This is a genomic window from Niallia sp. MER 6, from assembly GCF_023714395.1.
In the GTDB taxonomy this organism is placed as follows: Bacteria; Bacillota; Bacilli; order Bacillales; family Cytobacillaceae; genus Niallia.
Map to the genome: position 1 here is coordinate 211,146 of NZ_JAMAUK010000005.1, position 19,846 is coordinate 230,991.

Here is a 19,846-nt window from a genome sequence, read left to right on the forward strand (position 1 = left end):
AATTTGGTGTGCAGAAATAAGCAGCTGTTTAAGGCAGACTTAGAGACCTTGATAGTTTGAAATATAAGCATACTGTCATTATTTAAGAGAGGAGAAACAAAAAATGACAATGGAAATGATTCTTGCCCTTGGTATTTTGATTCTGATGATTGTCATGATCATGTCAGATAAATTTGCCTTCGGCGCACCACCAATCCTGGCCTCCCTTCTGCTAGTAGTCACCGGTTTGTCTACTGTTCAGGAGGCTTTCGCCGGCTTCGTAAATCCAAGCGTTATCATGGTTGCTGGTTTTATGGTTGTTATGGCAGGACTAATGAAGACTAGCTTGATTAGTAAGGTTCAATCTTCTATGCTCAAATTAGTGAATAAGGGCGGTTATAAAAGCTATGCTTTTTTACTAGTAGTAGTTATGCTTGGGGCTAGTTTAGCAGGTACCGGTTCTACTGGTTACTATGTACTAATTCTATCGTTGATAGCTACAATCCCTTATAATAAAAAAATGCCTACGTCCAAACTGATGATGCCTTTAGGATTTGCTACTAACCATCCTTTACTCCCTTTCAATGTAGCTCTCTTATATGGTGTTACGGTAAGCGTACTGGAAACAGCAGGTTATACTGGCGGGATTTCTATGTCAAAATTTGCTGTAGTGAATTTTATTTTGGCTATTGGTTTCTTAGCATGGAGTTTGATTGCTTATCGTCTTTTACCAGATCATCCGATTACAGAAGATTCTGGATATAGTGAAGTCGCGGTTACGACAGAAATTGTCACGATGCCTTCATGGAAAGAATACAGTACCATCGCAGCATTTATCCTAAGTGTAATTGGTATGATGCTTATGAACGTGTTGGGCAATGCCGCCTATGTAATTCCTGGCCTTGCAGGAGCATTTTTACTAATAATTAACGTGCTTGACTTCAAGGAAGTCCGCGATAATATGGGTGCACCTGTAATTCTTATGATGGCTGGCGTTATCGGCGTTGCTGACGCTTTGGCTAACTCTGGATTTACAGCAATGATTGGTGACTTTGTGGCGAATTCATTGGGTACAGATATTCATCCATTCCTTCTTATCTTTATTTTCGCACTTCTAACTAGTACTTGTGCTACTTTTACTGGTTCAAATATGGGTGCTGTATACATCTTTGCACCTATCGCTATTGCAACGAGCATTAGTTTGGGACTTAATCCTGCTGCGGCCGCAATTGCAGTTGTAGTATCTGGATGGAACGGCGGATATATGCCAGTCGATGGTATGCCTGCGATGATCTTAGGAATGGGTAAATATAAGCTTCCACAGTTCTGGTTATTTACAGTACCTATGTATCTAATTCGTATCTTTGCACTATGTGTCGGTGCTATTCTTATGTTCCCTGTAAACTGATAAGGCGTAAGTTGGAATAGAGAAGAAAAGAAGCGATAGAATTATATTTAAATTGTGAATGTTAAAGAGCGCCATTGTTTGAAAGCGGATTCAACACATTTGTGAAAATGTCTAAACCTAGGATGCATATGGGATTAGACATTTTTTATTATATAGAAAAGGAGCATTTCGGCTTTCTTCTACAAAAGAAACTTTCGCTTTTACAACAAAAGAGAAGTTTAACCGGTATAGTCATTTAGATATAATGAGTTAATAAGTAAATATTCGAAAGGAAGATGACTATGATATATATCGCTCTTCTTCGCGGGATAAATGTTGGTGGAAAAAATAAAATGGACATGAAGCTGCTTAAACAGACTTTTGAACAAGCAGGGATGAATGATCTGGTCACATATATCAATACAGGAAATATCATTTTTTCATCGATAAGCACTTCAAAAACGGATTTATCACGCATTTTGGAGGAAGCGATTCACTCTGATTTCGGATTGAAAATTAATGTATTAATATGCAGCTTTGATGACTTCAAAGCAATCATTCATTCTATTCCAGACACTTGGAGAAATGACAAAGACATGAAAAGTGATGTATTGTTTTTATGGGATGAAATCGATGATGAATCTGTACTAAAAAACCTAGTCATCAAACCAGATATTGACAGAGTGGTATATGTTCCCGGTGCCATTTTATGGTCCGCAGAAAAGAAAAATATAAGTAAAAGCGGAATGGTAAAGATCGTTGGTTCAAAGTTATATAAACAGGTTACTGTTAGAAATGTCAACACCGCTCGGAAGATATATGAACTATTGCAACAAAACAGTTAGTTAGCAGATGATCAAGTTACATTGATTATTCAAGATTTTTATGTTGGAAAAGACATATCTTGGATACGAACAAAGAAACGGTTCAAAAAAAGATGAACCGCTTCTTTCCTGCCTATTCATTGCTGTTTAAGTAGTTATGCAGAGATTTTTCATAGATTATACTTAGTTAATCTTCTTGCAGCAATTCCTCTATAAAAATAATAGCAACATCATAAGACTCCATTTCAGTGATATTTATTCCTCTGTCAGTGGCAACATGTGCTGCAAATTGACCCCATTCTTCTAAGGTTTTAACTTTGTCTAAGACATCTTTAACTTCTTCATGCTGTCCTTGACCAACATAATCCACTAGTCGGTTTTTATCCCATTTCTCGTCAAATATGCTTGCTAAATAATCATATAAATTCATCCTTTTCCTCCTTTTTTCAATCTTTCTTATTTGATTATGCTATCTAAACCTTAACGTATTCATACATAATAACAACAGCTTTTATCCTTCTAAGACACATTTCTCTTATGTGATTTTCTAGCTTTCTTACGAGAGAAAACCAAGGAGATGATAAAGGGAATAAAACAAGTACCAGCTAGAAATATAAACGCTGCTTTCATAGAGACATGCTCATAAACACTGCCGCTGATAATCGGGAAAGTTGTCATCCCAACGGCATAGACAGCCTGGAAGAAGCCCATTGCAGTTGAGCGTTTTTGCTGAGGAATAGATTGGAGCGCCTCAGAAGTTAACAGCGAAAATAAGATACCCGTACCCATGCCAGGGATTAATTGTAAAAAACAAACCATTAAAACGGAACTAGATTGCGGCACTAGCAAACAGTAAATGCCAAGTAATAAAAAACTGGAATAGATCCACTGTTTTTTTGTGAGCAGCTCAAGGAATTTCGTTGAAGCAAGCTTAGCAAAAAAAACAGCAGAAATCATATAGATGATAGAGGAAAAACCAATTTCCATATTTTTGGCGCCCAATTCCTGGATAACTTGATTTGTAAAGGACATGGTTGTAGCCATTTGCACACCTTGCTGTACTAATGCTAAACAGGAATAAAGTAAAAGGTTCTTATCTTTTAATACCTGTAATAACTCCATTACAGAAACTTTAGGTTGATTGGTCGGTTTTGTTGTACGAAGGAAAAAGGCAAGCAGACATGCGATAAGGCCAGCTCCTAAGCTAAAGGCGCAAATCACCATCATGCCGACAGTATCATACAAGAAGGTGCTAGTGACAAATGCTAGTAATATCCCAGTGTTATTAGCCATAATGATCTTGCTCGTTGCGCGAGTCTGAGCTTCTTTATTAAAAAAGCTCATATACAATACCATAAAGGAAATCCAAGTTGCACTTGCTGTCCCTGATAATATATTTGCAATTAAAAAGCCCGTTTCATCTGGTAACAAAATTCGAAAAAAGGAAGCAGTACCAGCAAAAAATGTTCCCAAAATAATAAAAAGCTTATGATTACTGCTAAGATCAGCAAGAATACCTACTGGCAATCGTAGGGCAAGTTGTGAAATTCCATATGCACCGATAATAGCACCTACTACATTACTCGAAATATGGGCTAGCAGTAGATAGGTAGTTTGATAAGGGATATATACATATTGAGCGAACCAAAAAAACACCACAATCCATAAAATAAGCGATGCTTGGTTCCTTTGTATAGTTTGCATGGATGAAAATCTCCTTTCCGAATTATCTGTCTAGTCAGTAGATTGAAATACAAAGTTTGCACCGCAGTGGTTAACGTTAAGTTTTAAAGAGTAAGACAACTTCACCTTTCGTATTTATACCTTCTATGTAGAGACTATCTATATATATATCAGAGTATACAAAAGAAAATGAATGTTCAATAATTTCGCTTTGAAAATTAGTTAGAGAGTTCAGTGCAAAATGGACAGGGCTTTAGGTAGGAATAATCTATCCAGCTAACCAGAAATAGGTCACTTTCCATAGAGGAAGAGACCTGTTATAAATTTTACTTATCTTTTTCTTCTATCCGTAATGCTTTTAAAATTCGATGGTAGGGACATTTCATGGGGGCTGTTTCATCATCGCGGAGAAAGTATTGCTTCCATTCTAGATTATCCGTCTCTCCATATGTGTTTAAGGAAGGGTGGATGCCGATTTTATCATAGTTTTTAAGTCTTTGCCGAATTTTTGTTTTCACCCGCTCAGCGAAAGTTGGTTTTTTAGTGAATTCCTTCAAGACCCACCTTGGCGTAATCGCAAACATCATAGTTGGAAAATATCTGCTTTGCCGATTTTGTGGGCAGGTGTGGCGCAATACATGAAGTACTGCTCGCCATGAAAGCAAAACTCCCATAACGAATGATGCGGGTCTTTAGGAATATGTTCTGGCCATTCCATTTTATCGAGTGCAGCAAGCGTGCTTAATTGCTGCCAAAAAAGCTCCTCATATTGTTCTACACCGCAATCGGTTTTTAACTCATCAGGTGTTTCGAAGAAAATGATCAGAGAGGTATAATTTCCGAATGACCTGGACTGTTCTGTATAAGAGAGCAGCAGTTCTCCGAGCTCCACACTGCTGCTCTCTACCCGTGGATCGCCGATAAATCCGTATCGCAATTGATTTTTTCTAAATCCAATAACCGCAGGTATGCAAGGGAAGGGTTTATCCACATCCGTCATCTTCGCTTCAAAAGCTTCTAATGCCTTCTCTTGACATTTAGTTAAGCTGTTTATCGGCAAGGAGTCTTTATTATATAGAATGTTAATCATTATCACCTCACAATTGGTACTAATACTCTATTCAACTGGGAACAAAAGGGAAATATGTCCACTTAGGTCTGTACATTTCGTGTATAAATTTGACCTTTCGGTTGGAGGATTTATCAGAGCTGGTCAAGAATAGGTAATGTATAGTATTGCTTGTCATTTAGGCGATTAGGAGTGATTGAATTGCGGAAAAATCAGCTTGCGTTTGTTTTAATTCTAGTACTAATAGTTCTGTTAGTTGTGTATGGAGCCTACAAACTGATGAATTCACGCACTGTTCAATTGGTTGGGAGTATCGTAAATCACATCGATACGGAGGAAAAGCTAGTGGCATTGACATTTGATGACGGACCGACAAACAATGTCGAAGCACTTCTGCCGCTATTAGAGGAATATGATGCGAAGGCGACTTTTTTTTTTAATAGGAAGTGAACTAGAACAGAACATGGAATTAGGAGAAGCGATTGCAGATGCAGGCCATCAAATTGGAAATCATACATACTCTCACAAGAGGATGGTTTTTAAGTTGCCTTCCTATATAAAGGAAGAAATAGAAAGCACAGATAGCTTAATTCGAGATACAGGCTTTGAAGGGGAAATTGATTTTCGCCCTCCATACGGAAAAAAACTAATTGGGTTACCTATATTTCTTGAAAAAAATAACAGGGAAACGATCACCTGGAATTTAGAGCCTGACAAGTTTTATCAGTCAGCAAAAGACAAGATACAATATGTGAAGGAAAATATCACACCAGGATCGATTATTCTTCTTCATCCGATGTATGACAAGACTGGAGAGGAATGGAATACAACAGAAGGGATACTTGATGCATTATCAAAGGATGGATATATATTCGTAACAGTAAATGAGCTTCAAGAAGCAGGCAGTTAGACGATAATAAATATAAGAAGAAACAGGATACACTAGCAGTATTAAATTGGATTAATTTACAAAGGAAATAAAGATTGCTATCCAGTTTTTCCGCTCATATAATAGACAAATATATAATGTTTAGTACTAAAGAACTATTTGGTAGAGATACAGAAGGGGAAATTTTTATGGACTTCACACAGCATCTGTCTTTTTTAAAACTGCAAGAGCCCCAGCTTCGATTGTTAATTGATTTAATAGAGGAATTTATTGTCGTAAAGGACGGTGCCGGCAAATGGATTCTCACAAATAAGAAGGTCATTGAATCATACCGGCTAGCTGGTGTCTGTTATCAAGGCAAAACAGATGTAGAGCTTGCCGAGCTTATACCAGAAATGGGAGATAAATTTATTCGTAATCACGCAACAGATGAATTGGCTTGGGAGAAAGGCAGCTCTCTTAAAATGGAAAAATCATTAGTTGATCAAAATGGTGTGGAAAATACGTGGGAAGTCATTAAAACCCCTGTTTTTGATGGTGAAGGACAGCGCAGTCACCTAATTATCGTATCTCGCAATATTACAGACCGGAAGAAATCAGAGCAATTACTGCATGCAAGTGAACGGAAATTTCGGGTTATTACGGAAAAGATGAAGGATATTATTTTGCTTGTTGATAGTGCAGGCTCCATTCAGTATGTTTCTCCTTCCTTTAAGAGAATTCTCGGCTTTGACAGCTGTCCTTTAAAGGGAGAAAGCTTATTTACATTTCTCCACAAACTTGATGCAAAACAAATGCAAGAACGGCTTGATCGTGTAGTGGAAAAGAGACATGTTGATTATAAATTTGAATTTAGACTAATAGATGCCGCCAGTCAATACAGATGGTTTGAAGCAAATGGCTCTTGTGTAAGAGGAGACGACGGGGAACTTGATTATATCATTTTAGCTTCCAGAGAAATTTCGGAACGAAAAGAGTATGAACACAGGCTCGAGGAAATGGCTTATCAGGACTACCTCACCAAAATTCCGAACAGGCGCTCTTTAATGAAAAACTTGCCAAGGCTTATTTCAGAGTCCGAGCAAACGAATAAAATGCTTGCCCTTGCCTTTCTTGACCTTGATTTCTTTAAGCAAATTAATGACACATACGGTCATGAAATTGGAGACAAGCTGCTTGCTCTGTATGTCAGAAGAATAGAGAAAAATTTGCGGTTAACAGACAGTATTGCTAGAGTAGGCGGAGATGAATTTGTTATTACTATTGAAGGGCTGAATAGTAAAGAAGAGGCAGAAAAAATCATTTCCAGATTATGTGAAAGCTTAAAAGAGCCTTGGGCAATTGATGAGAACCATGTATTAAAAACATCGTCCTCCATGGGTGTTGCTCTTTACCCTAATGACGGGTCAACGATTGAAACACTGTTGAATATGGCCGATACAGCACTATATGAAGCAAAGAAAAACGGCAGAGGTCAATACCAGTTTTATTCAGAATCCGCTTTAGTATGAAAATATAACCAGCTTCCTTTTTTTGAAGCTGGTTTATTTTTGTAGATTTGAATTTTAAACAGGAACAAAATGAACATTTGTACCTATTAGTTGTTAATAACCGGATATTTATCTTCTGGAAATCATATGGTATTCTAAGTGTAATATAGGAAAAAAGTAGGGGTGGGGTCTTTGTTTTTAACGAAAAAAAGAGCGAAAAGAGAAACAGCTGAACAATTCACATTAGGGGATGTGGAATTAAAGGTTGCTAGAAACAGTGAGGTATACAAACAAGTTCAGATGATAGGTTTAACAGCAGAGGATTTAATCCAGCTTAAAAGGATGCATATCTATGTGCTGAATAATATCGAGGGAATTGTAGACAGATTTTATAAAAATTTAGAAAATGAGCCGTCTTTGCTTGGAATCATTCAAGATAACAGCTCTATAGAGCGCTTAAAAAAAACACTGCGAACACATATAGGTGAAATGTTTGCCGGTGAAATCAATCGTGAGTTTTTGGAGAAACGGATACGAATTGCTCATGTTCATGTCAAAATTGGACTGCAGACGAAATGGTATATGTGTGCATTTCAAGATTTGCTGCTGTCCTTGCTTGGGTTGATTGAAGATAATTTCCCAAATAAAGAGGAGCATATGCCGTTAATTAGGGCTGTGTCAAAAATTTTAAACTTGGAACAGCAATTAGTTCTTGAGGCTTATGATGCAGAATCAGACCGAATTAAAGCGGAAGGGGAACAGGAAAAGCTGCTTATTCGCCAAAGTGTAGCAGAGGCTTCAGAAAATCTTGCTGCTATCTCTGAGGAAACAAATCAATCGTTTCAGGACCTTGTTGGTCAGTCTAACGACATGATTATATTCGCAAAAAAAGGTGCAGACTTATCCAATTTGGCAGAGGAGCGAGCATTACAAGGCAAACAGCAAATTAACATGCAAGCAGCCACAATGGAAAATATTCACCATAAAGTCAATGAAATTACAGGAGATGTGCATGTCTTGCTGTCTATCACCAATCAAATGGCTGAAATTATTAATATTGTGAAAGGAATTGCGGAACAAACCAATCTCTTGTCTTTAAATGCAGCTATTGAAGCAGCAAAGGCCGGAGAACATGGATTAGGTTTTTCTGTCGTTGCTGGAGAAGTGAGAAAACTTTCTGATGATACGAAGAAATCTGTCGCCAATGTGGCCACCTTGATTCAAAATACAAATGGACAAACAGAAAAACTGACAAGCTCTTTAGATAAAATCATGGAAGAAATCTCAAAAGGGAATAAAAGTATGCAGGAAACAGCTGAGCACTTCCAGCATATTTTAGAAGCAATGTGTGAAACAAAAGGGCAAAACAACAGGATAGATGAAAAACTTGCTTCTTTCATACAGCTCATCAATGAAATGGGCAGCGATTTTAAAGAGGTGGCTGTATCTGCAGACAAATTAACATGGATTGCTAAAGAGATGGAATAAACAAAAAAGGCTGGCAGCGCCAGCCTCATTTTTTAGTGGTTTGTTCTTACATGTTGATCAGATGTCTTTTCCTTTGGTGACATGAAAAGCATACCGATATTAATCAGACCAGCGATTCCGACAAGTCCATAAACAATTCTTGATAATGCTGCATCTTGTCCGCCGAAAATAGCTGCTACAAGATCCCATTGGAAGAATCCTATTAATCCCCAGTTAATTGCTCCGATAATAGTTAGAACTAATGCTGTTTTCTGTAATGCTGTCATGACTATTCCTCCTTTTAGTGTATTTCGTTCTTAGTTTGTATTTACACTGTATGGAGGAAAGTGAAACATATTGTGAAAAGGTAAATGTATCCAAAAAGACCCTCCTCATAAAGGAAGGGGGGATAAAATTAGTTTTTACCATAGAAGGTAATAAAATTTTCGTAATAATTGTCTGCATATATAAACTCTAAATTTTTACCTTTAGCCATTTTTAAAGTGATATAACCACTTAAGCTTTTTCCTTTTGAAAGCATCTCGGAACCTTCTAGTTCTTCATCTTCATAATCAACTGCAAAGTACCAATTATCAAATACATCATAGTATTTGTTGTTGACATAACCTTCAGAAAGCCAGCCAATATAATCCCTTGCTCCATAATTAGTAATAGTTACAGGCAATGCGATATAACTGTTATTTCCATCGAATAGATAGCTCTCCCCATATTCGTTAATCGGCTTGTCTATCTTCACTGTAAAATTGCCAACACGTACAGTTTTTCCGAAAGGCACCTTGCTAACTTTTTTTGCTGCAAGCTTAGAAGAATAAATATAACCAGTTTTTCCTTCATACGTTACCTTATACATTTTACTGCCAATCACCGATTGTGTGACAAGTTTAGCGTTTACAGGAATGGATATTAGCTTTTTCTGTTTTTTAGATGTGTTGTCATATAAATTGGCGTTATCTTTTGTGTAAAGCGTCACACTTGTAAGTTTTGTTGAAAGCTTGGATGCATACACATAACCTGTTTTGCCGTCGAATTTCACTTTATACATTTTGTCTTTTTTCGCGCTGGTTGTAGTCAGCTTCGTGTTAACTGGGATAGACTTCAGCTTTTTTGCGTTGCTTTTTGTACTGCTGTATAGATTTGCAGTTGACTTTATGTAATAAGTGTAAGATGAGGCAGCACTTGCTGTTTTTGTAAAGTCAGTCTGGAATAAAAGATTTGCTGCTAATGCTAATACAATAAGAAATGAAATCTTTTTGAAAAGTTTCTTCAATATTCTTCCCCCTAGTTTTTCTCTCTTTTCCAAAAAGATTTTATCATAAAAACTAGGAAAAAAGTATATGTTTTATTCCAAGTTATGCTAAAAATTTTCTCCGCAGTAGCGTGAACTTAATTATTACATTTTGTCCAAATTATGGATTTTAGCGTAGTGGAAGTGTAATATGTAAATATCTGTTCGTTATTATACTAGGAGGGGAAAATGTGTTATCAACTTTATTACTAATCGGTTTTATTATTGGCATTATCATTTATTTGGTTACATATGTGTATGGAAAAGGTATCCCTAACGTCAAAAGAAGTTTGTCCGTTTTATGTGGGGGGATTATCTTGTTACTTGTTTCTATCCTTCTTATAGGTGGATTTGAAGGAATGCCGTTTGGAATAGTGAGCATAGGGGTCATTTCCATGGCGATTATTTTTTTTATTGTAGGAAAGAGTTCCTTTTGGAAAAAAACTCTTTGTTTAATTGTACTGTTATACGCAGTCGTATTTTCGGCGTACACTTATTTTGATAAAGTGAACTACTGGGTTGTCGACAAAGGGAATGTGGAGAGTCAAGGTCTGCTTACACATTTGCATAATATCGAGGGAAATCCATCTATAAGAGGTTATAAGATGTTTAATATCCTTGAAGGAAGCAAAGGGATATTTTTAACACTTGGTGAGCAAATGAGAGGAAACACGATAGAATTATTGGATGTGGAAAACAGTAATGGACGAACAGAAATAAAAATTCGCACCAATTATAATAATTCGCTTGAAAAGAATCCTTTTATTGTGATTGGCATAGATAAAATTGAATCTGAAATTCTGATTACAGATACCGATGGCACCGTTTATAAAGAAATTAGTGATTGAAATTTATTGAATAGAAAAAAACGAATAATCACATAATGTTAAAGGAGCATATGACCATTTTTGGAACCAAATGGACCATTTGTTCATAAAATTAGCTAAGCAGGCAATCTCTGATGAAGAAAGTAGGTGGAAAAAGTGGACATCAATAGAGCGAAACAGATCTTATCTTCTCCTGCAGAAATCGAAGTCCAATATAACGGAGTATCCATCTGGATTGATGAGATTAAAGAGGAAGATCAGACGGCCATTGTACACTTAGTGGGCGGCATAGAAGAAAGAACAGAAGTAGATATTGAAAGCTTAAAAGAAATGTAAAGGCTTTAGTATACACAATTACTAGAGGAAAGCCCATTGTCGGGCTTTTTTTGTGTAAAAAAACTCCAGTACTAAAAATGATTGCTGCTGCATACATTTTGAAAAAGATTTGTGCTTATAGGAGGAATTTATGAAAACAGATGTCTATTTAATTAATGGCTTTTTAGGCAGCGGGAAGACGAGCACTCTTTTAAAGTGTATGCAGCATTTCAAGAATATAAATAAAAAATATGCAATCATCCTTAATGAATTAGGAAATGCCAATTTAGAAAAGCATTTGTTTGAAAGTGAGTCGCTGTTTGAACTGCTAAATGGCTGTGTATGCTGCTCTGTTAAGGATGATTTGCGCACGACTTTAGATGAGGTTGCCGTAATGGCACGTGATCAGCAAATCGAGGTCGTTCTCCTTGAGGGGACTGGCGTGGCCAATCCGTCAGAGATAATCGACACCTTTAAAGAGGAGCGGTTTGCTGCCGATTTCAAGTTAAAGGAAAGCATCTGTGTTGTAGACAGCATGCATGTCGCAGAGTATACAAGCATCTTCTCGAGTTCCAAGGAAGTAAGACAGCTGCAGAAGGAACAGATTGAAAGAGGAAGTTTAATAGTTTTAAATAAAATGGATCAGGTTAATGAAAAAACAGCAGTTGAAAAAGCAGAAAAAATTATCAGGAAATACAATAAGCATGCACCAATTATCCATACAGCATACGGAGATGGCGTTACTCTCTATTTAGATGGAAGCGATACAGCCATTCCGCTTCCTGCAGAGGATTTGGGAGGACATCACCATCATCATCATATAAAGGCAGTCAAACTGACGTATAAACAGCAGGCATCCAAAAAAGAAATTGCGGAATTATTAGAGCAGAATAAAGAGCGTCTTTACAGAGCAAAAGGAATTGTGCAAAACAAGGAAGATAATCAATGGTATCATTTCCAATATGCTTCAGGTTTAATGGAATGGGAAAATCTTGGCAAAAGGCGGCCTGCAGCTGCAGGAGAAATTGTGCTGATAGGCAATGATTTGCAAAAAGAAGAAATTCATATATAAAGAAATGTCTGCAAGGGTTCCTTGCAGACATTTCTTTTTGGAAGGAAAGACATAATAGAAGAAGGATAAGCATAGAGTAGATGATAGAAAGATAGACAAGCAGGTATATCAATTTTTTAAAGGAGATAGATATGTCCATTCCTACTAGTATAAAAGATTTTATTGTCTTTGCCTTATTCCTGTTCCTGATGTATTTATTTTTCTTCGGAGATGTCTCAACTCTACCAGTTGTCCAACAACTGCTAACGGAGGATGTTCAGTCTATATTTATCGTTTTTCTGGCGATTTTCCTAGAAGCCCTGCCTTTTCTCCTGCTTGGTGCTATTGCTTCCTCGGTTATCAATATTTATGTTTCAGAAGCGATGATAGCCAAAATTATTCCTAAAAATCCAATTGCTGCAATTTTTGTAGGTGTACTTGCAGCATGTATTACTCCTGTTTGTGAATGTGCCATCATTCCTGTAGTCCGGAGACTTATTCAAAAAGGGGTCCCGGTCCATGTAGGTGTCGTTTTACTGATGTGTGCGCCGATTTTAAACTTTATCGTATTTGGAAGCACCTTTTATGCTTTCCGTTTAAATATGCCGATTGTCTATGGAAGGTTTATTGTTTGTATTGTTGCCGCTGTTATTGTCGGTTTTATCATGCATGCCTATTTCTCCAAAAAGAATGTTTTAAAAATGCATAAGGAAGATTTAGTCGGCAATGTACCTGTAAATGTGAATAAAGGAGATTCTAGATGGAAGGGAATTCTTCATCACACATGCTTTGAGTTTTTTGCGGTCGCTAAATATTTTATTATTGGTGCGTTGTTTGCTGCCATAGCCCAAGTATACTTGCAAGAGACTTTATATGGACTGGCTGGGGAAAATGTTTTTAAAGGAACAGCTGTTATGATGGCTTTAGCTTATATTCTGTCATTATGCTCGGAAGCAGATGCGTTTGTGGCGGTCTCCTTTACGAAGACATTCCAACCAGAGGCGATTCTTGGCTTCCTTGTATTTGGACCAATCCTTGATTTTAAAAACACGCTTGTTATGCTTGCATCCTTTAAATTTAAATTTGTGGCAGTCTTTATTTTAGTCGTTTCCGTTATTGTTTTTGCATTGTCCATAATCGCAGGTCATTTTATGTGAGTTGCATTGTCCAAAAACTGTCATAAAGGAGGAATGAAAAATGAGATTACGTTGGAGTCCGATGTGGCAGCTTTCAAATGAAATGCAAGGAATTATTATGATCGGGTTTAGTCTCATTATATTTAAGCTGTATGTGAAAAATATGCTTACTGCCTTTGTTGCACCTAAGATGCTTCCCTTTTTGCTTATATCGATGGGCCTATTGTTTTTGCTCGGCTTTTTTCGCCTGTTAAACAGTAACTTAAAAGGAGCAGATTGTGACTGTGATGTATGTGATGAAAATGTTCCGCCGTGGAAGCTCACTTTATCGTATCTCTTTTTCTTAAGTCCTCTTGTACTGTTTTTTTCGTTAAGCGACTATTCCTTGCATGATGATGCCTTGGCCAAGCTTACAGCTCATGAAGGAAATACAACGAAGCTTGCAGAAGGAACGGATTCAGCGATAGAGCTTGCAGCTGTTCTAAATGACAAGAAGTATATTGAGGTCGATGATGAGAATTATTTCCAAGTAATGGATGTGCTAAATAATCAGCTGGATGATGTGGAAGGAACACAGATTGTGATGAAAGGTTTTATTTACAGAGAAGATGGATTTGCAGAAAATGAGGCAGTGATTGCAAGATATGTCATGACACATTGTATTGTCGATTTGTCAGTGTATGGCTATATGCTTAATGGCAATCTTAAATCCGCAGAAACAAATGGCTGGTATGAAATAAAAGGAACGGTTGTAAAACAAGAAATCGACGGCGGTGCCATGCCGACCATTAAAGTGGACAGCATCAAAGCTGATGAGGCGCCAAAGGATGAGTATTTATATCTCTTCTAGTTTGATAATCTTGCAAAATTTTCACTGTTCTTATAAGATAATAGTAATAAAATATTTATCGGGAGCTTGTGGAATCAGGCTGAGAGGATGACTAACTGTCATCGACCGTATGAACCTGTTGGATAATGCCAGCGCAGGGAGTGTACATAATAATAGACACTTTGTTTAGGCAAAGTGTTTTTTCGTTTTTAAGCTTATGTTTTTGTAAACTCCCGAAGGTCTAACGACATTTTCCGAGTTACTTTAAACATGAGCTTTTTTGTTTGGAAATAATACTAGAAGGCAGGGAAGAAAAAATGACATCAGTAAAACACAACCCAACAGCAGAAGAGCTTCTTACCAGATTAAGAGAGAAAACGCCGCTTATCCATAATATCACGAATGTAGTTGTCACCAATTTCACTGCAAATGGATTGCTGGCAATTGGCGCTTCTCCTGTGATGGCTTATGCGAAAGAAGAGGTTGCAGATATGGCATCAGTAGCAGATGCTCTCGTGTTAAATATCGGTACATTAAATGCTGACAATGTAACAAGCATGATTATTGCCGGAAAAGCAGCGAACGCTGCTAATACACCAGTAATTCTAGATCCAGTTGGAGCTGGTGCAACGGCTTTTCGCACCACTTCCATTCAGCGTATTTTGCAAGAGGTTAATATAACGTTATTGAGGGGGAATGCTGCCGAGGTTGCAAATGTTGCCGGAATGGCAGCAGAAATAAGAGGAGTGGATTCTGTTTCTTCCTTAGATGATCATGCAGCAATCGCTGTTAAAGCCTCGCAAAAAATCGGTGCACCTGTATGTATTACAGGAGAGAAGGATGTTGTGACAAACGGGCAGGATATTTATTATGTTGGCAATGGTCATCCTATCATGACAAAAGTGACTGGCGCAGGCTGCCTGCTATCGTCTGTTTTGGCTGCGTTTATCGCTGTGGAACAAGACGTGCTCCTTGCAGCAGCTAGCGGTCTGGCTGTTTATGGGATTGCCGCTGAAAAAGTTGTAGATAATAAGCCGGAAATTGGCCCGGGCAGCTTTCAGACAGCGTTTTTAGATGCGTTATACAGCATTGCTGAAGAGGATGTTAGGAACTATAAAAAAATAACAATGCAAGCAGGTGAGTGATATGAAGCAAAGAATAGCCTTGACAATTGCCGGCTCAGATTCTGGAGGCGGTGCAGGTATTCAGGCAGATTTAAAGACATTTCAGGAGCTCGGTGTGTACGGCATGTCAGCCATTACAGCAGTAACAGCACAAAACACTTTAGGAGTAGCTGCTGTTTATCCTATGTCTTTGGAATCAATTGAAAAACAGATTGACGCAGTCGCCACAGATATCGGCACAGATGCTATTAAGACGGGTATGCTCTTTGACAGTGGTATTATCGAGCTTGTTGCAGCAAAAATCAGGCAATATGAATGGAAGAACATTGTAGTAGATCCTGTTATGATTGCAAAGGGGGGAGCGAGCTTGCTGCAAAATGCTGCAGTTACCGCCTTGAAGGAGCATCTTATCCCATTAGCAACAGTCATTACACCGAATATCCCTGAGGCCGAAGTTCTGACAGGCTTGTCGATTCGCAGTATGGACGAAAGGAAGGAAGCTGCTGTTTTGCTTCATAGCATGGGTGCTAAGCATGTTGTAATAAAGGGCGGTCACGGTGATGGGGATAACCTTGTTGATTTGCTTTATGATGGCAGTGTCTTTTTTACTCTTGACTCAAAAAGACTGAATACGAAGAACACGCACGGAACAGGCTGCACCTTTGCAGCAGCAATGGCAGCATCTCTGGCAAACGGGCTGTCTGTTCGCCAATCATTTGAGACGGCCAAGGAATTTGTTTATTTAGCAATAAAGCATGATTTGAACATAGGCCAAGGGCATGGCCCAACTAATCATTGGGCTTATGCAAAGATGCGTGCATCATCATTACAGTAGGGAAAGGGAGAAAGGTCATGGAGAAATACACAGTGCAGGAAATGAAGCAGCTGATGAAGCTTTATTTTATTATGGGCAGTAATAACAGCAAGCTGCCTCCAGAAGAAGTGCTTACACAAGCGCTGAAAGGGGGCATCACTATGTTCCAGTTCCGTGAAAAAGGAGAGAATGCCCTCGTTGGTTCTGCTAAAAAGGAGCTTGCCAAAAAGCTTCAGCAGCTTTGTAAATCTTATAAAGTTCCATTCATTGTTAACGATGATGTAGATTTAGCAGTAGAACTAAATGCAGACGGTGTGCATATTGGTCAGGATGATGAAACGGCACATTCTGTCAGAGAAAAAATCGGTGATAAAATTCTTGGTGTGTCTGCACACAGTCTCGCGGAAGTAGAGGCAGCAATATTAGCAGGTGCTGATTATATAGGGATTGGCCCCATTTACCCAACGAATACAAAAAAAGATGCAAAAGAAGTGCGTGGTACAATATTAATTAAGGATGTAAGGAGACAAAATACCGACATACCCATTGTTGGAATTGGCGGGATAACCGCGGCTAATGCCACACCAGTAATGGAAGCAGGCGGCGACGGTGTCGCACTTATTTCCGAAATCAGCGCATCAAACAATCCACAGCTCCAAACAGAGCGTGTATTGGCAGCAGTATCGAATCACTCTGAAAAAAACAAGGTTTTTAGCGAAAATTAAGGCAAACACCCAGCCAAATAGACATTTACCGCATAAGATGATTTTGTAGCAAGCAGCAAAGGAAACACGAAAAAAGCTGCAAATACGAAATCAGAAAGGGAGATGTTCTATGTACGGTTACGGATATGGCGGATATGGTTACGGCGGAGGCTGCGGCGGTTATGGTGGCGGCTTTGCGTTGATCGTTGTATTGTTTATACTATTAATCATTGTTGGTGCAACATTGATTTGCTAATAATTTTTAAAGCTGGCCTGAAAAGGCTGGCTTTTTTTGTTTATGTCAACTTTTGTTACGTAAGTTGGTGATTGGGATAGCATGGAATACCATCTGTTAACAGTTTGTTGAATCTTCATCTATGCAGTAAGTTTTATACATAAATATCTGGAAAGCGTATTAGAGATAGGGAAAGAGAAGCTTAGTTAAAATAATTTAAGTTTTTAGAAAATTAAATTTATAAAAAATATTGACAGAATTTTTTATATCGGTAAAATAAGGTTTATCAAGTGTTAGATTATATGACACTTCATGTAAACTAAATCACAAAAAGGGGGAAAATGACTTAATGGATAATTTAGAATTTTTGATGAACAGCTTGTGGACGATGGTTGGTGCAATTTTAGTTATTTTTATGATTGGCGGATTTATATTATTGGAAGCGGGTTCCACAAGAATGAAAAATGCTGGTCATATTGCCGGCAAAACAATCTTCACATTCGGAATTTCTTCATTAGTTTTCTGGGCTGTCGGTTATGGCTTTATTTTTGGAGGAAATGCAAACTTTTTTGTTGGAATGTCAGAGTTCTTCTACTCTGGTGAACAAATTCCGGATGCTGCGCTGCAGACTTCAGTATTCTTCGTATTCCAGCTTGCATTTGCCGGAATCTCCTTAACAATTGCACTTGGCGGTTTTGCAGAACGTGCTAAATTATCAGTTTACTTGATTTTCTCCGTTCTATTCTCTGCCATTGTATATCCGGTCATTGCGCACTGGATTTGGGGCGGCGGCTGGCTTGCTGAACACGGGAAGCAGGATTTCGCTGGATCAACGGTTGTGCATTTAACAGGTGCGATGGCTGCATTTGCTGCTACTATTCTCTTAAAGCCTCGTATCGGTAAATACAATGCTGATGGTTCTGCTAATCCGATTTTCGGTCATAACCAAGTGTATACGGCATTGAGTGTACTTATTCTCTGGGTCGGCTGGTTCGGGTTTAACGCTGGAAGCACAGTTTCTGTTGCAGATGGATTCTTCGGGTTTGTTGCTTTGAATACAAACTTAGCTGCAGCTGCCGGAGCGGTTTCTGCATTGTTAATCTCTTGGATTGTCCTAGGAAAATCAGATATTACAACAACGCTTAATGGAGCATTAGCTGGGCTTGTTGCAATCACTGCATCATGTGCGTTCGTTGATACTTGGGGTGCGGTTGTAATTGGTTTAATTGCTGGAATTCTTGTTTTCTACAGTGTTCGATTCTTTGAGAACAGAAGAATTGATGATCCGATTTTTGCACTATCTGTTCATGGTACTGCAGGGGTGTGGGGAACATTGTCAACTGGGTTGTTCGCAACGAAAGAGTTAGCTACTGTTGGGCAGCCAGGTTTATTCTACGGCGGCGGCTTCCATCAGTTAGGTGTTCAGGCGTTAGGTGTTGTAACATGTGCATTATTCGCATTCGTTGTCAGCTTTGCTATCTTGTTTGTAATTAAAAAGATCAGTGGACTGCGCGTAACAGAAGAAGAGGAGATTATGGGTCTAGACATCAGTGAGCATGGAACATACGGTTATCCAGAAGTGTTCTTGCCAAAGGATGAGTCAAAAAGCGTCTAATACATGACATAAAGCAAGCCTCACTTTTAAAAGTGAGGCTTCTCCTTTCTTATAAGCTTCATTTTTTAAAAAATATGCTAAAATATTATTAACTATATATGTGCAAGGAAGTGCGTGGATGTGCTCATATAATGGAAGATTATTAGAGTTAAAGAGAGAGAAGGAAGGTTTTAAGAAACTTCATCGTTTAACGAATGAAACCCTTAACAACCAGCATGATTTAATCTTAACAGAAACATTTGGTGCTGTTTATGAGGAGTTTATAAAAGAGCATGGAAAACCGCCTTGTGATTTTGCCTGGTTTGTAACAGGAAGTGCAGGCAGGAAGGAGCAAGGTGTCATTAGTGATCAAGATCATGGGATGATTTTTCAAAAGGATGCTCCTTTTGTGCAAGAATACTTTTTAGCTCTCGGTAAGATGGTGAGTGATGCACTAAACACGGTCGGCTATCCTTATTGTGAAGGCAATGTTATGAGCAGCAATCCTATTTGGTGTAAATCCTTTGCAGAATGGCAAGAACAGCTGAACAAATGGATGGAAATGGAGAATTGGGAATCAATTCGTTATTTGCAGATTTTTTATGACAGTAGAGAACTTATCGGCAACAAAGAGTTTGTAAACGAGCTAAGATCCGTTATCCATGCGTACAGGGAACAGCATCCTGCCTTGCTTGTCAGATTTTTAAATAATGTGATGAGAATTAAAAAAGGAGTCGGCATTTTTGGCCAGTTTTTTGTGGAGCGGACAGGAGTGCATCGCGGCTCACTGCATATGAAGAATACGCTGTATTTGCCTTATGTTAATTCAATTAGGCTGCTTGCGATAAAAGAGGGAGTTATCGCTACCTCTACATTAGGCAGGATGGCAGATTTGAAGAAGATCGGTGTCTATGAACCGTTAATGGTAGAATATGAGCGCTATTTTCGGCGGATTCTCACCTATCGCACAGCTTCATTTCAGGATGATAAGGACTACAGTGATGTCCATTTCTTAAATATTAACCAATTGACAAAGGAAGAAAGAACAGAGGTAAAGCATTTGCTGAGAAAAGGAATCAAGCTATATCAGCAAGTGAAAAGGCTAATTGAAAAAGGGTGAAAA

At 38.3% G+C, this 19,846-nt stretch carries 18 protein-coding genes, 3 pseudogenes and 1 riboswitch; of the genes and pseudogenes, 16 read left to right on the forward strand and 5 right to left on the reverse strand.

The features are described from left to right. The first annotated feature begins 103 nt into the window (after window positions 1-103). Both M3600_RS09615 and M3600_RS09620 read left to right on the forward strand, forming a co-directional pair. The gene (locus M3600_RS09615; protein ID WP_233313635.1) at window positions 104-1,387 is read left to right on the forward strand and encodes an SLC13 family permease; all 1,284 of its coding nucleotides are present in this window, start codon (window positions 104-106) and stop codon (window positions 1,385-1,387) included. 281 nt (window positions 1,388-1,668) lie between these two features. Next, complete coding sequence (locus M3600_RS09620) at window positions 1,669-2,211, forward strand: DUF1697 domain-containing protein (RefSeq protein WP_251645598.1); 543 nt, start codon at window positions 1,669-1,671, stop codon at window positions 2,209-2,211. A gap of 166 nt (window positions 2,212-2,377) precedes the next feature. On the opposite strand, the gene M3600_RS09625 is transcribed toward M3600_RS09620, so the two are convergent. From M3600_RS09625 to M3600_RS09635, 3 genes and pseudogenes are all read right to left on the reverse strand, one after another. Further along, on the reverse strand, window positions 2,378-2,620 hold the full coding sequence (locus tag M3600_RS09625) for a hypothetical protein (RefSeq protein WP_251645600.1): 243 nt from the start codon (window positions 2,618-2,620) through the stop codon (window positions 2,378-2,380). Between the two features lie 89 nt (window positions 2,621-2,709). After that, window positions 2,710-3,894 carry an MFS transporter gene (locus tag M3600_RS09630; protein ID WP_251645602.1) on the reverse strand — a complete coding sequence of 395 codons (1,185 nt, stop codon included), beginning with the start codon at window positions 3,892-3,894 and terminating at the stop codon, window positions 2,710-2,712. A 305-nt stretch (window positions 3,895-4,199) separates the two neighbouring features. Next, a pseudogene (locus tag M3600_RS09635) lies at window positions 4,200-4,960 on the reverse strand (YqcI/YcgG family protein). 261 nt (window positions 4,961-5,221) lie between these two features. Here M3600_RS09635 and M3600_RS09640 point away from each other — a divergent pair. The 3 genes and pseudogenes from M3600_RS09640 to M3600_RS09650 all read left to right on the forward strand — a co-directional run bounded on the left by M3600_RS09640 (window position 5,222) and on the right by M3600_RS09650 (window position 8,809). Continuing rightward, window positions 5,222-5,852, forward strand: a pseudogene (locus M3600_RS09640) (polysaccharide deacetylase family protein). Window positions 5,853-6,019: 167 nt separating this feature from the next. Further along, window positions 6,020-7,342, forward strand: a complete 1,323-nt coding sequence (locus tag M3600_RS09645; protein ID WP_251645613.1) for a sensor domain-containing diguanylate cyclase — start codon at window positions 6,020-6,022, stop codon at window positions 7,340-7,342. 171 nt (window positions 7,343-7,513) lie between these two features. Next, window positions 7,514-8,809, forward strand: coding sequence for a globin-coupled sensor protein (locus M3600_RS09650; RefSeq protein ID WP_251645615.1), 1,296 nt, complete (start codon window positions 7,514-7,516; stop codon window positions 8,807-8,809). A gap of 32 nt (window positions 8,810-8,841) precedes the next feature. On the opposite strand, the gene M3600_RS09655 is transcribed toward M3600_RS09650, so the two are convergent. Continuing rightward, the gene (locus tag M3600_RS09655; protein WP_233313642.1) at window positions 8,842-9,075 is read right to left on the reverse strand and encodes a DUF378 domain-containing protein; all 234 of its coding nucleotides are present in this window, start codon (window positions 9,073-9,075) and stop codon (window positions 8,842-8,844) included. Between the two features lie 128 nt (window positions 9,076-9,203). After that, window positions 9,204-10,076: an SH3 domain-containing protein gene (locus M3600_RS09660; RefSeq protein ID WP_237941540.1), complete on the reverse strand. Its 873-nt coding sequence runs from the start codon at window positions 10,074-10,076 to the stop codon at window positions 9,204-9,206. Window positions 10,077-10,285: 209 nt separating this feature from the next. Here M3600_RS09660 and M3600_RS09665 point away from each other — a divergent pair, with 209 nt between their 5' ends. The 11 genes and pseudogenes from M3600_RS09665 to M3600_RS09715 all read left to right on the forward strand — a co-directional run bounded on the left by M3600_RS09665 (window position 10,286) and on the right by M3600_RS09715 (window position 19,843). Beyond that, entirely contained in the window at window positions 10,286-10,942 is a 657-nt protein-coding gene (locus tag M3600_RS09665; RefSeq protein ID WP_251645617.1) for a hypothetical protein, read from the forward strand. Window positions 10,943-11,077: 135 nt separating this feature from the next. Next, window positions 11,078-11,257, forward strand: coding sequence for an H-type small acid-soluble spore protein (locus tag M3600_RS09670; RefSeq protein ID WP_233313645.1), 180 nt, complete (start codon window positions 11,078-11,080; stop codon window positions 11,255-11,257). 130 nt (window positions 11,258-11,387) lie between these two features. After that, window positions 11,388-12,308: a CobW family GTP-binding protein gene (locus M3600_RS09675; RefSeq protein ID WP_233313646.1), complete on the forward strand. Its 921-nt coding sequence runs from the start codon at window positions 11,388-11,390 to the stop codon at window positions 12,306-12,308. 131 nt (window positions 12,309-12,439) lie between these two features. Continuing rightward, a complete protein-coding gene (locus M3600_RS09680) occupies window positions 12,440-13,444 on the forward strand; it encodes a permease (RefSeq protein ID WP_251645619.1) in 1,005 nt (334 codons plus the stop codon). Window positions 13,445-13,484: 40 nt separating this feature from the next. Beyond that, the gene (locus M3600_RS09685; RefSeq protein ID WP_251645621.1) at window positions 13,485-14,273 is read left to right on the forward strand and encodes a TIGR03943 family putative permease subunit; all 789 of its coding nucleotides are present in this window, start codon (window positions 13,485-13,487) and stop codon (window positions 14,271-14,273) included. A gap of 48 nt (window positions 14,274-14,321) precedes the next feature. Continuing rightward, a riboswitch (TPP riboswitch) is annotated at window positions 14,322-14,431 on the forward strand. Between the two features lie 138 nt (window positions 14,432-14,569). After that, complete coding sequence (thiM, locus tag M3600_RS09690) at window positions 14,570-15,397, forward strand: hydroxyethylthiazole kinase (protein ID WP_251645623.1); 828 nt, start codon at window positions 14,570-14,572, stop codon at window positions 15,395-15,397. A gap of 1 nt (window position 15,398) precedes the next feature. After that, window positions 15,399-16,211, forward strand: a complete 813-nt coding sequence (gene thiD, locus M3600_RS09695; RefSeq protein WP_251645625.1) for a bifunctional hydroxymethylpyrimidine kinase/phosphomethylpyrimidine kinase — start codon at window positions 15,399-15,401, stop codon at window positions 16,209-16,211. 17 nt (window positions 16,212-16,228) lie between these two features. Then, window positions 16,229-16,915 (forward strand): thiamine phosphate synthase, encoded by a 687-nt coding sequence (gene thiE / locus M3600_RS09700; RefSeq protein ID WP_237941533.1) that lies wholly within the window; start codon window positions 16,229-16,231, stop codon window positions 16,913-16,915. A gap of 154 nt (window positions 16,916-17,069) precedes the next feature. After that, window positions 17,070-17,150 (forward strand): annotated as a pseudogene (locus M3600_RS29345) (YjcZ family sporulation protein); the annotation flags it as partial. Window positions 17,151-17,478: 328 nt separating this feature from the next. Beyond that, on the forward strand, window positions 17,479-18,744 hold the full coding sequence (locus tag M3600_RS09710; protein WP_233313653.1) for an ammonium transporter: 1,266 nt from the start codon (window positions 17,479-17,481) through the stop codon (window positions 18,742-18,744). A gap of 118 nt (window positions 18,745-18,862) precedes the next feature. After that, window positions 18,863-19,843 (forward strand): DUF294 nucleotidyltransferase-like domain-containing protein, encoded by a 981-nt coding sequence (locus tag M3600_RS09715; protein WP_251645627.1) that lies wholly within the window; start codon window positions 18,863-18,865, stop codon window positions 19,841-19,843. The last annotated feature ends 3 nt before the right edge of the window (window positions 19,844-19,846 follow it).

What these genes read in the sequence shown, in the direction of transcription:
- M3600_RS09615 (WP_233313635.1), top strand. Translation starts at nt 104, where the DNA reads ATGACAATGGAAATGATTCTTGCCCTTGGTATTTTGATTCTGATGATT.
- M3600_RS09620 (WP_251645598.1), top strand. Translation starts at nt 1,669, where the DNA reads ATGATATATATCGCTCTTCTTCGCGGGATAAATGTTGGTGGAAAAAAT.
- M3600_RS09625 (WP_251645600.1), bottom strand. Translation starts at nt 2,620, where the DNA reads ATGAATTTATATGATTATTTAGCAAGCATATTTGACGAGAAATGGGAT.
- M3600_RS09630 (WP_251645602.1), bottom strand. Translation starts at nt 3,894, where the DNA reads ATGCAAACTATACAAAGGAACCAAGCATCGCTTATTTTATGGATTGTG.
- M3600_RS09645 (WP_251645613.1), top strand. Translation starts at nt 6,020, where the DNA reads ATGGACTTCACACAGCATCTGTCTTTTTTAAAACTGCAAGAGCCCCAG.
- M3600_RS09655 (WP_233313642.1), bottom strand. Translation starts at nt 9,075, where the DNA reads ATGACAGCATTACAGAAAACAGCATTAGTTCTAACTATTATCGGAGCA.
- M3600_RS09675 (WP_233313646.1), top strand. Translation starts at nt 11,388, where the DNA reads ATGAAAACAGATGTCTATTTAATTAATGGCTTTTTAGGCAGCGGGAAG.
- M3600_RS09680 (WP_251645619.1), top strand. Translation starts at nt 12,440, where the DNA reads ATGTCCATTCCTACTAGTATAAAAGATTTTATTGTCTTTGCCTTATTC.
- M3600_RS09685 (WP_251645621.1), top strand. Translation starts at nt 13,485, where the DNA reads ATGAGATTACGTTGGAGTCCGATGTGGCAGCTTTCAAATGAAATGCAA.
- thiM (WP_251645623.1), top strand. Translation starts at nt 14,570, where the DNA reads ATGACATCAGTAAAACACAACCCAACAGCAGAAGAGCTTCTTACCAGA.
- thiD (WP_251645625.1), top strand. Translation starts at nt 15,399, where the DNA reads ATGAAGCAAAGAATAGCCTTGACAATTGCCGGCTCAGATTCTGGAGGC.
- thiE (WP_237941533.1), top strand. Translation starts at nt 16,229, where the DNA reads ATGGAGAAATACACAGTGCAGGAAATGAAGCAGCTGATGAAGCTTTAT.
- M3600_RS09710 (WP_233313653.1), top strand. Translation starts at nt 17,479, where the DNA reads ATGGATAATTTAGAATTTTTGATGAACAGCTTGTGGACGATGGTTGGT.
- M3600_RS09715 (WP_251645627.1), top strand. Translation starts at nt 18,863, where the DNA reads ATGTGCTCATATAATGGAAGATTATTAGAGTTAAAGAGAGAGAAGGAA.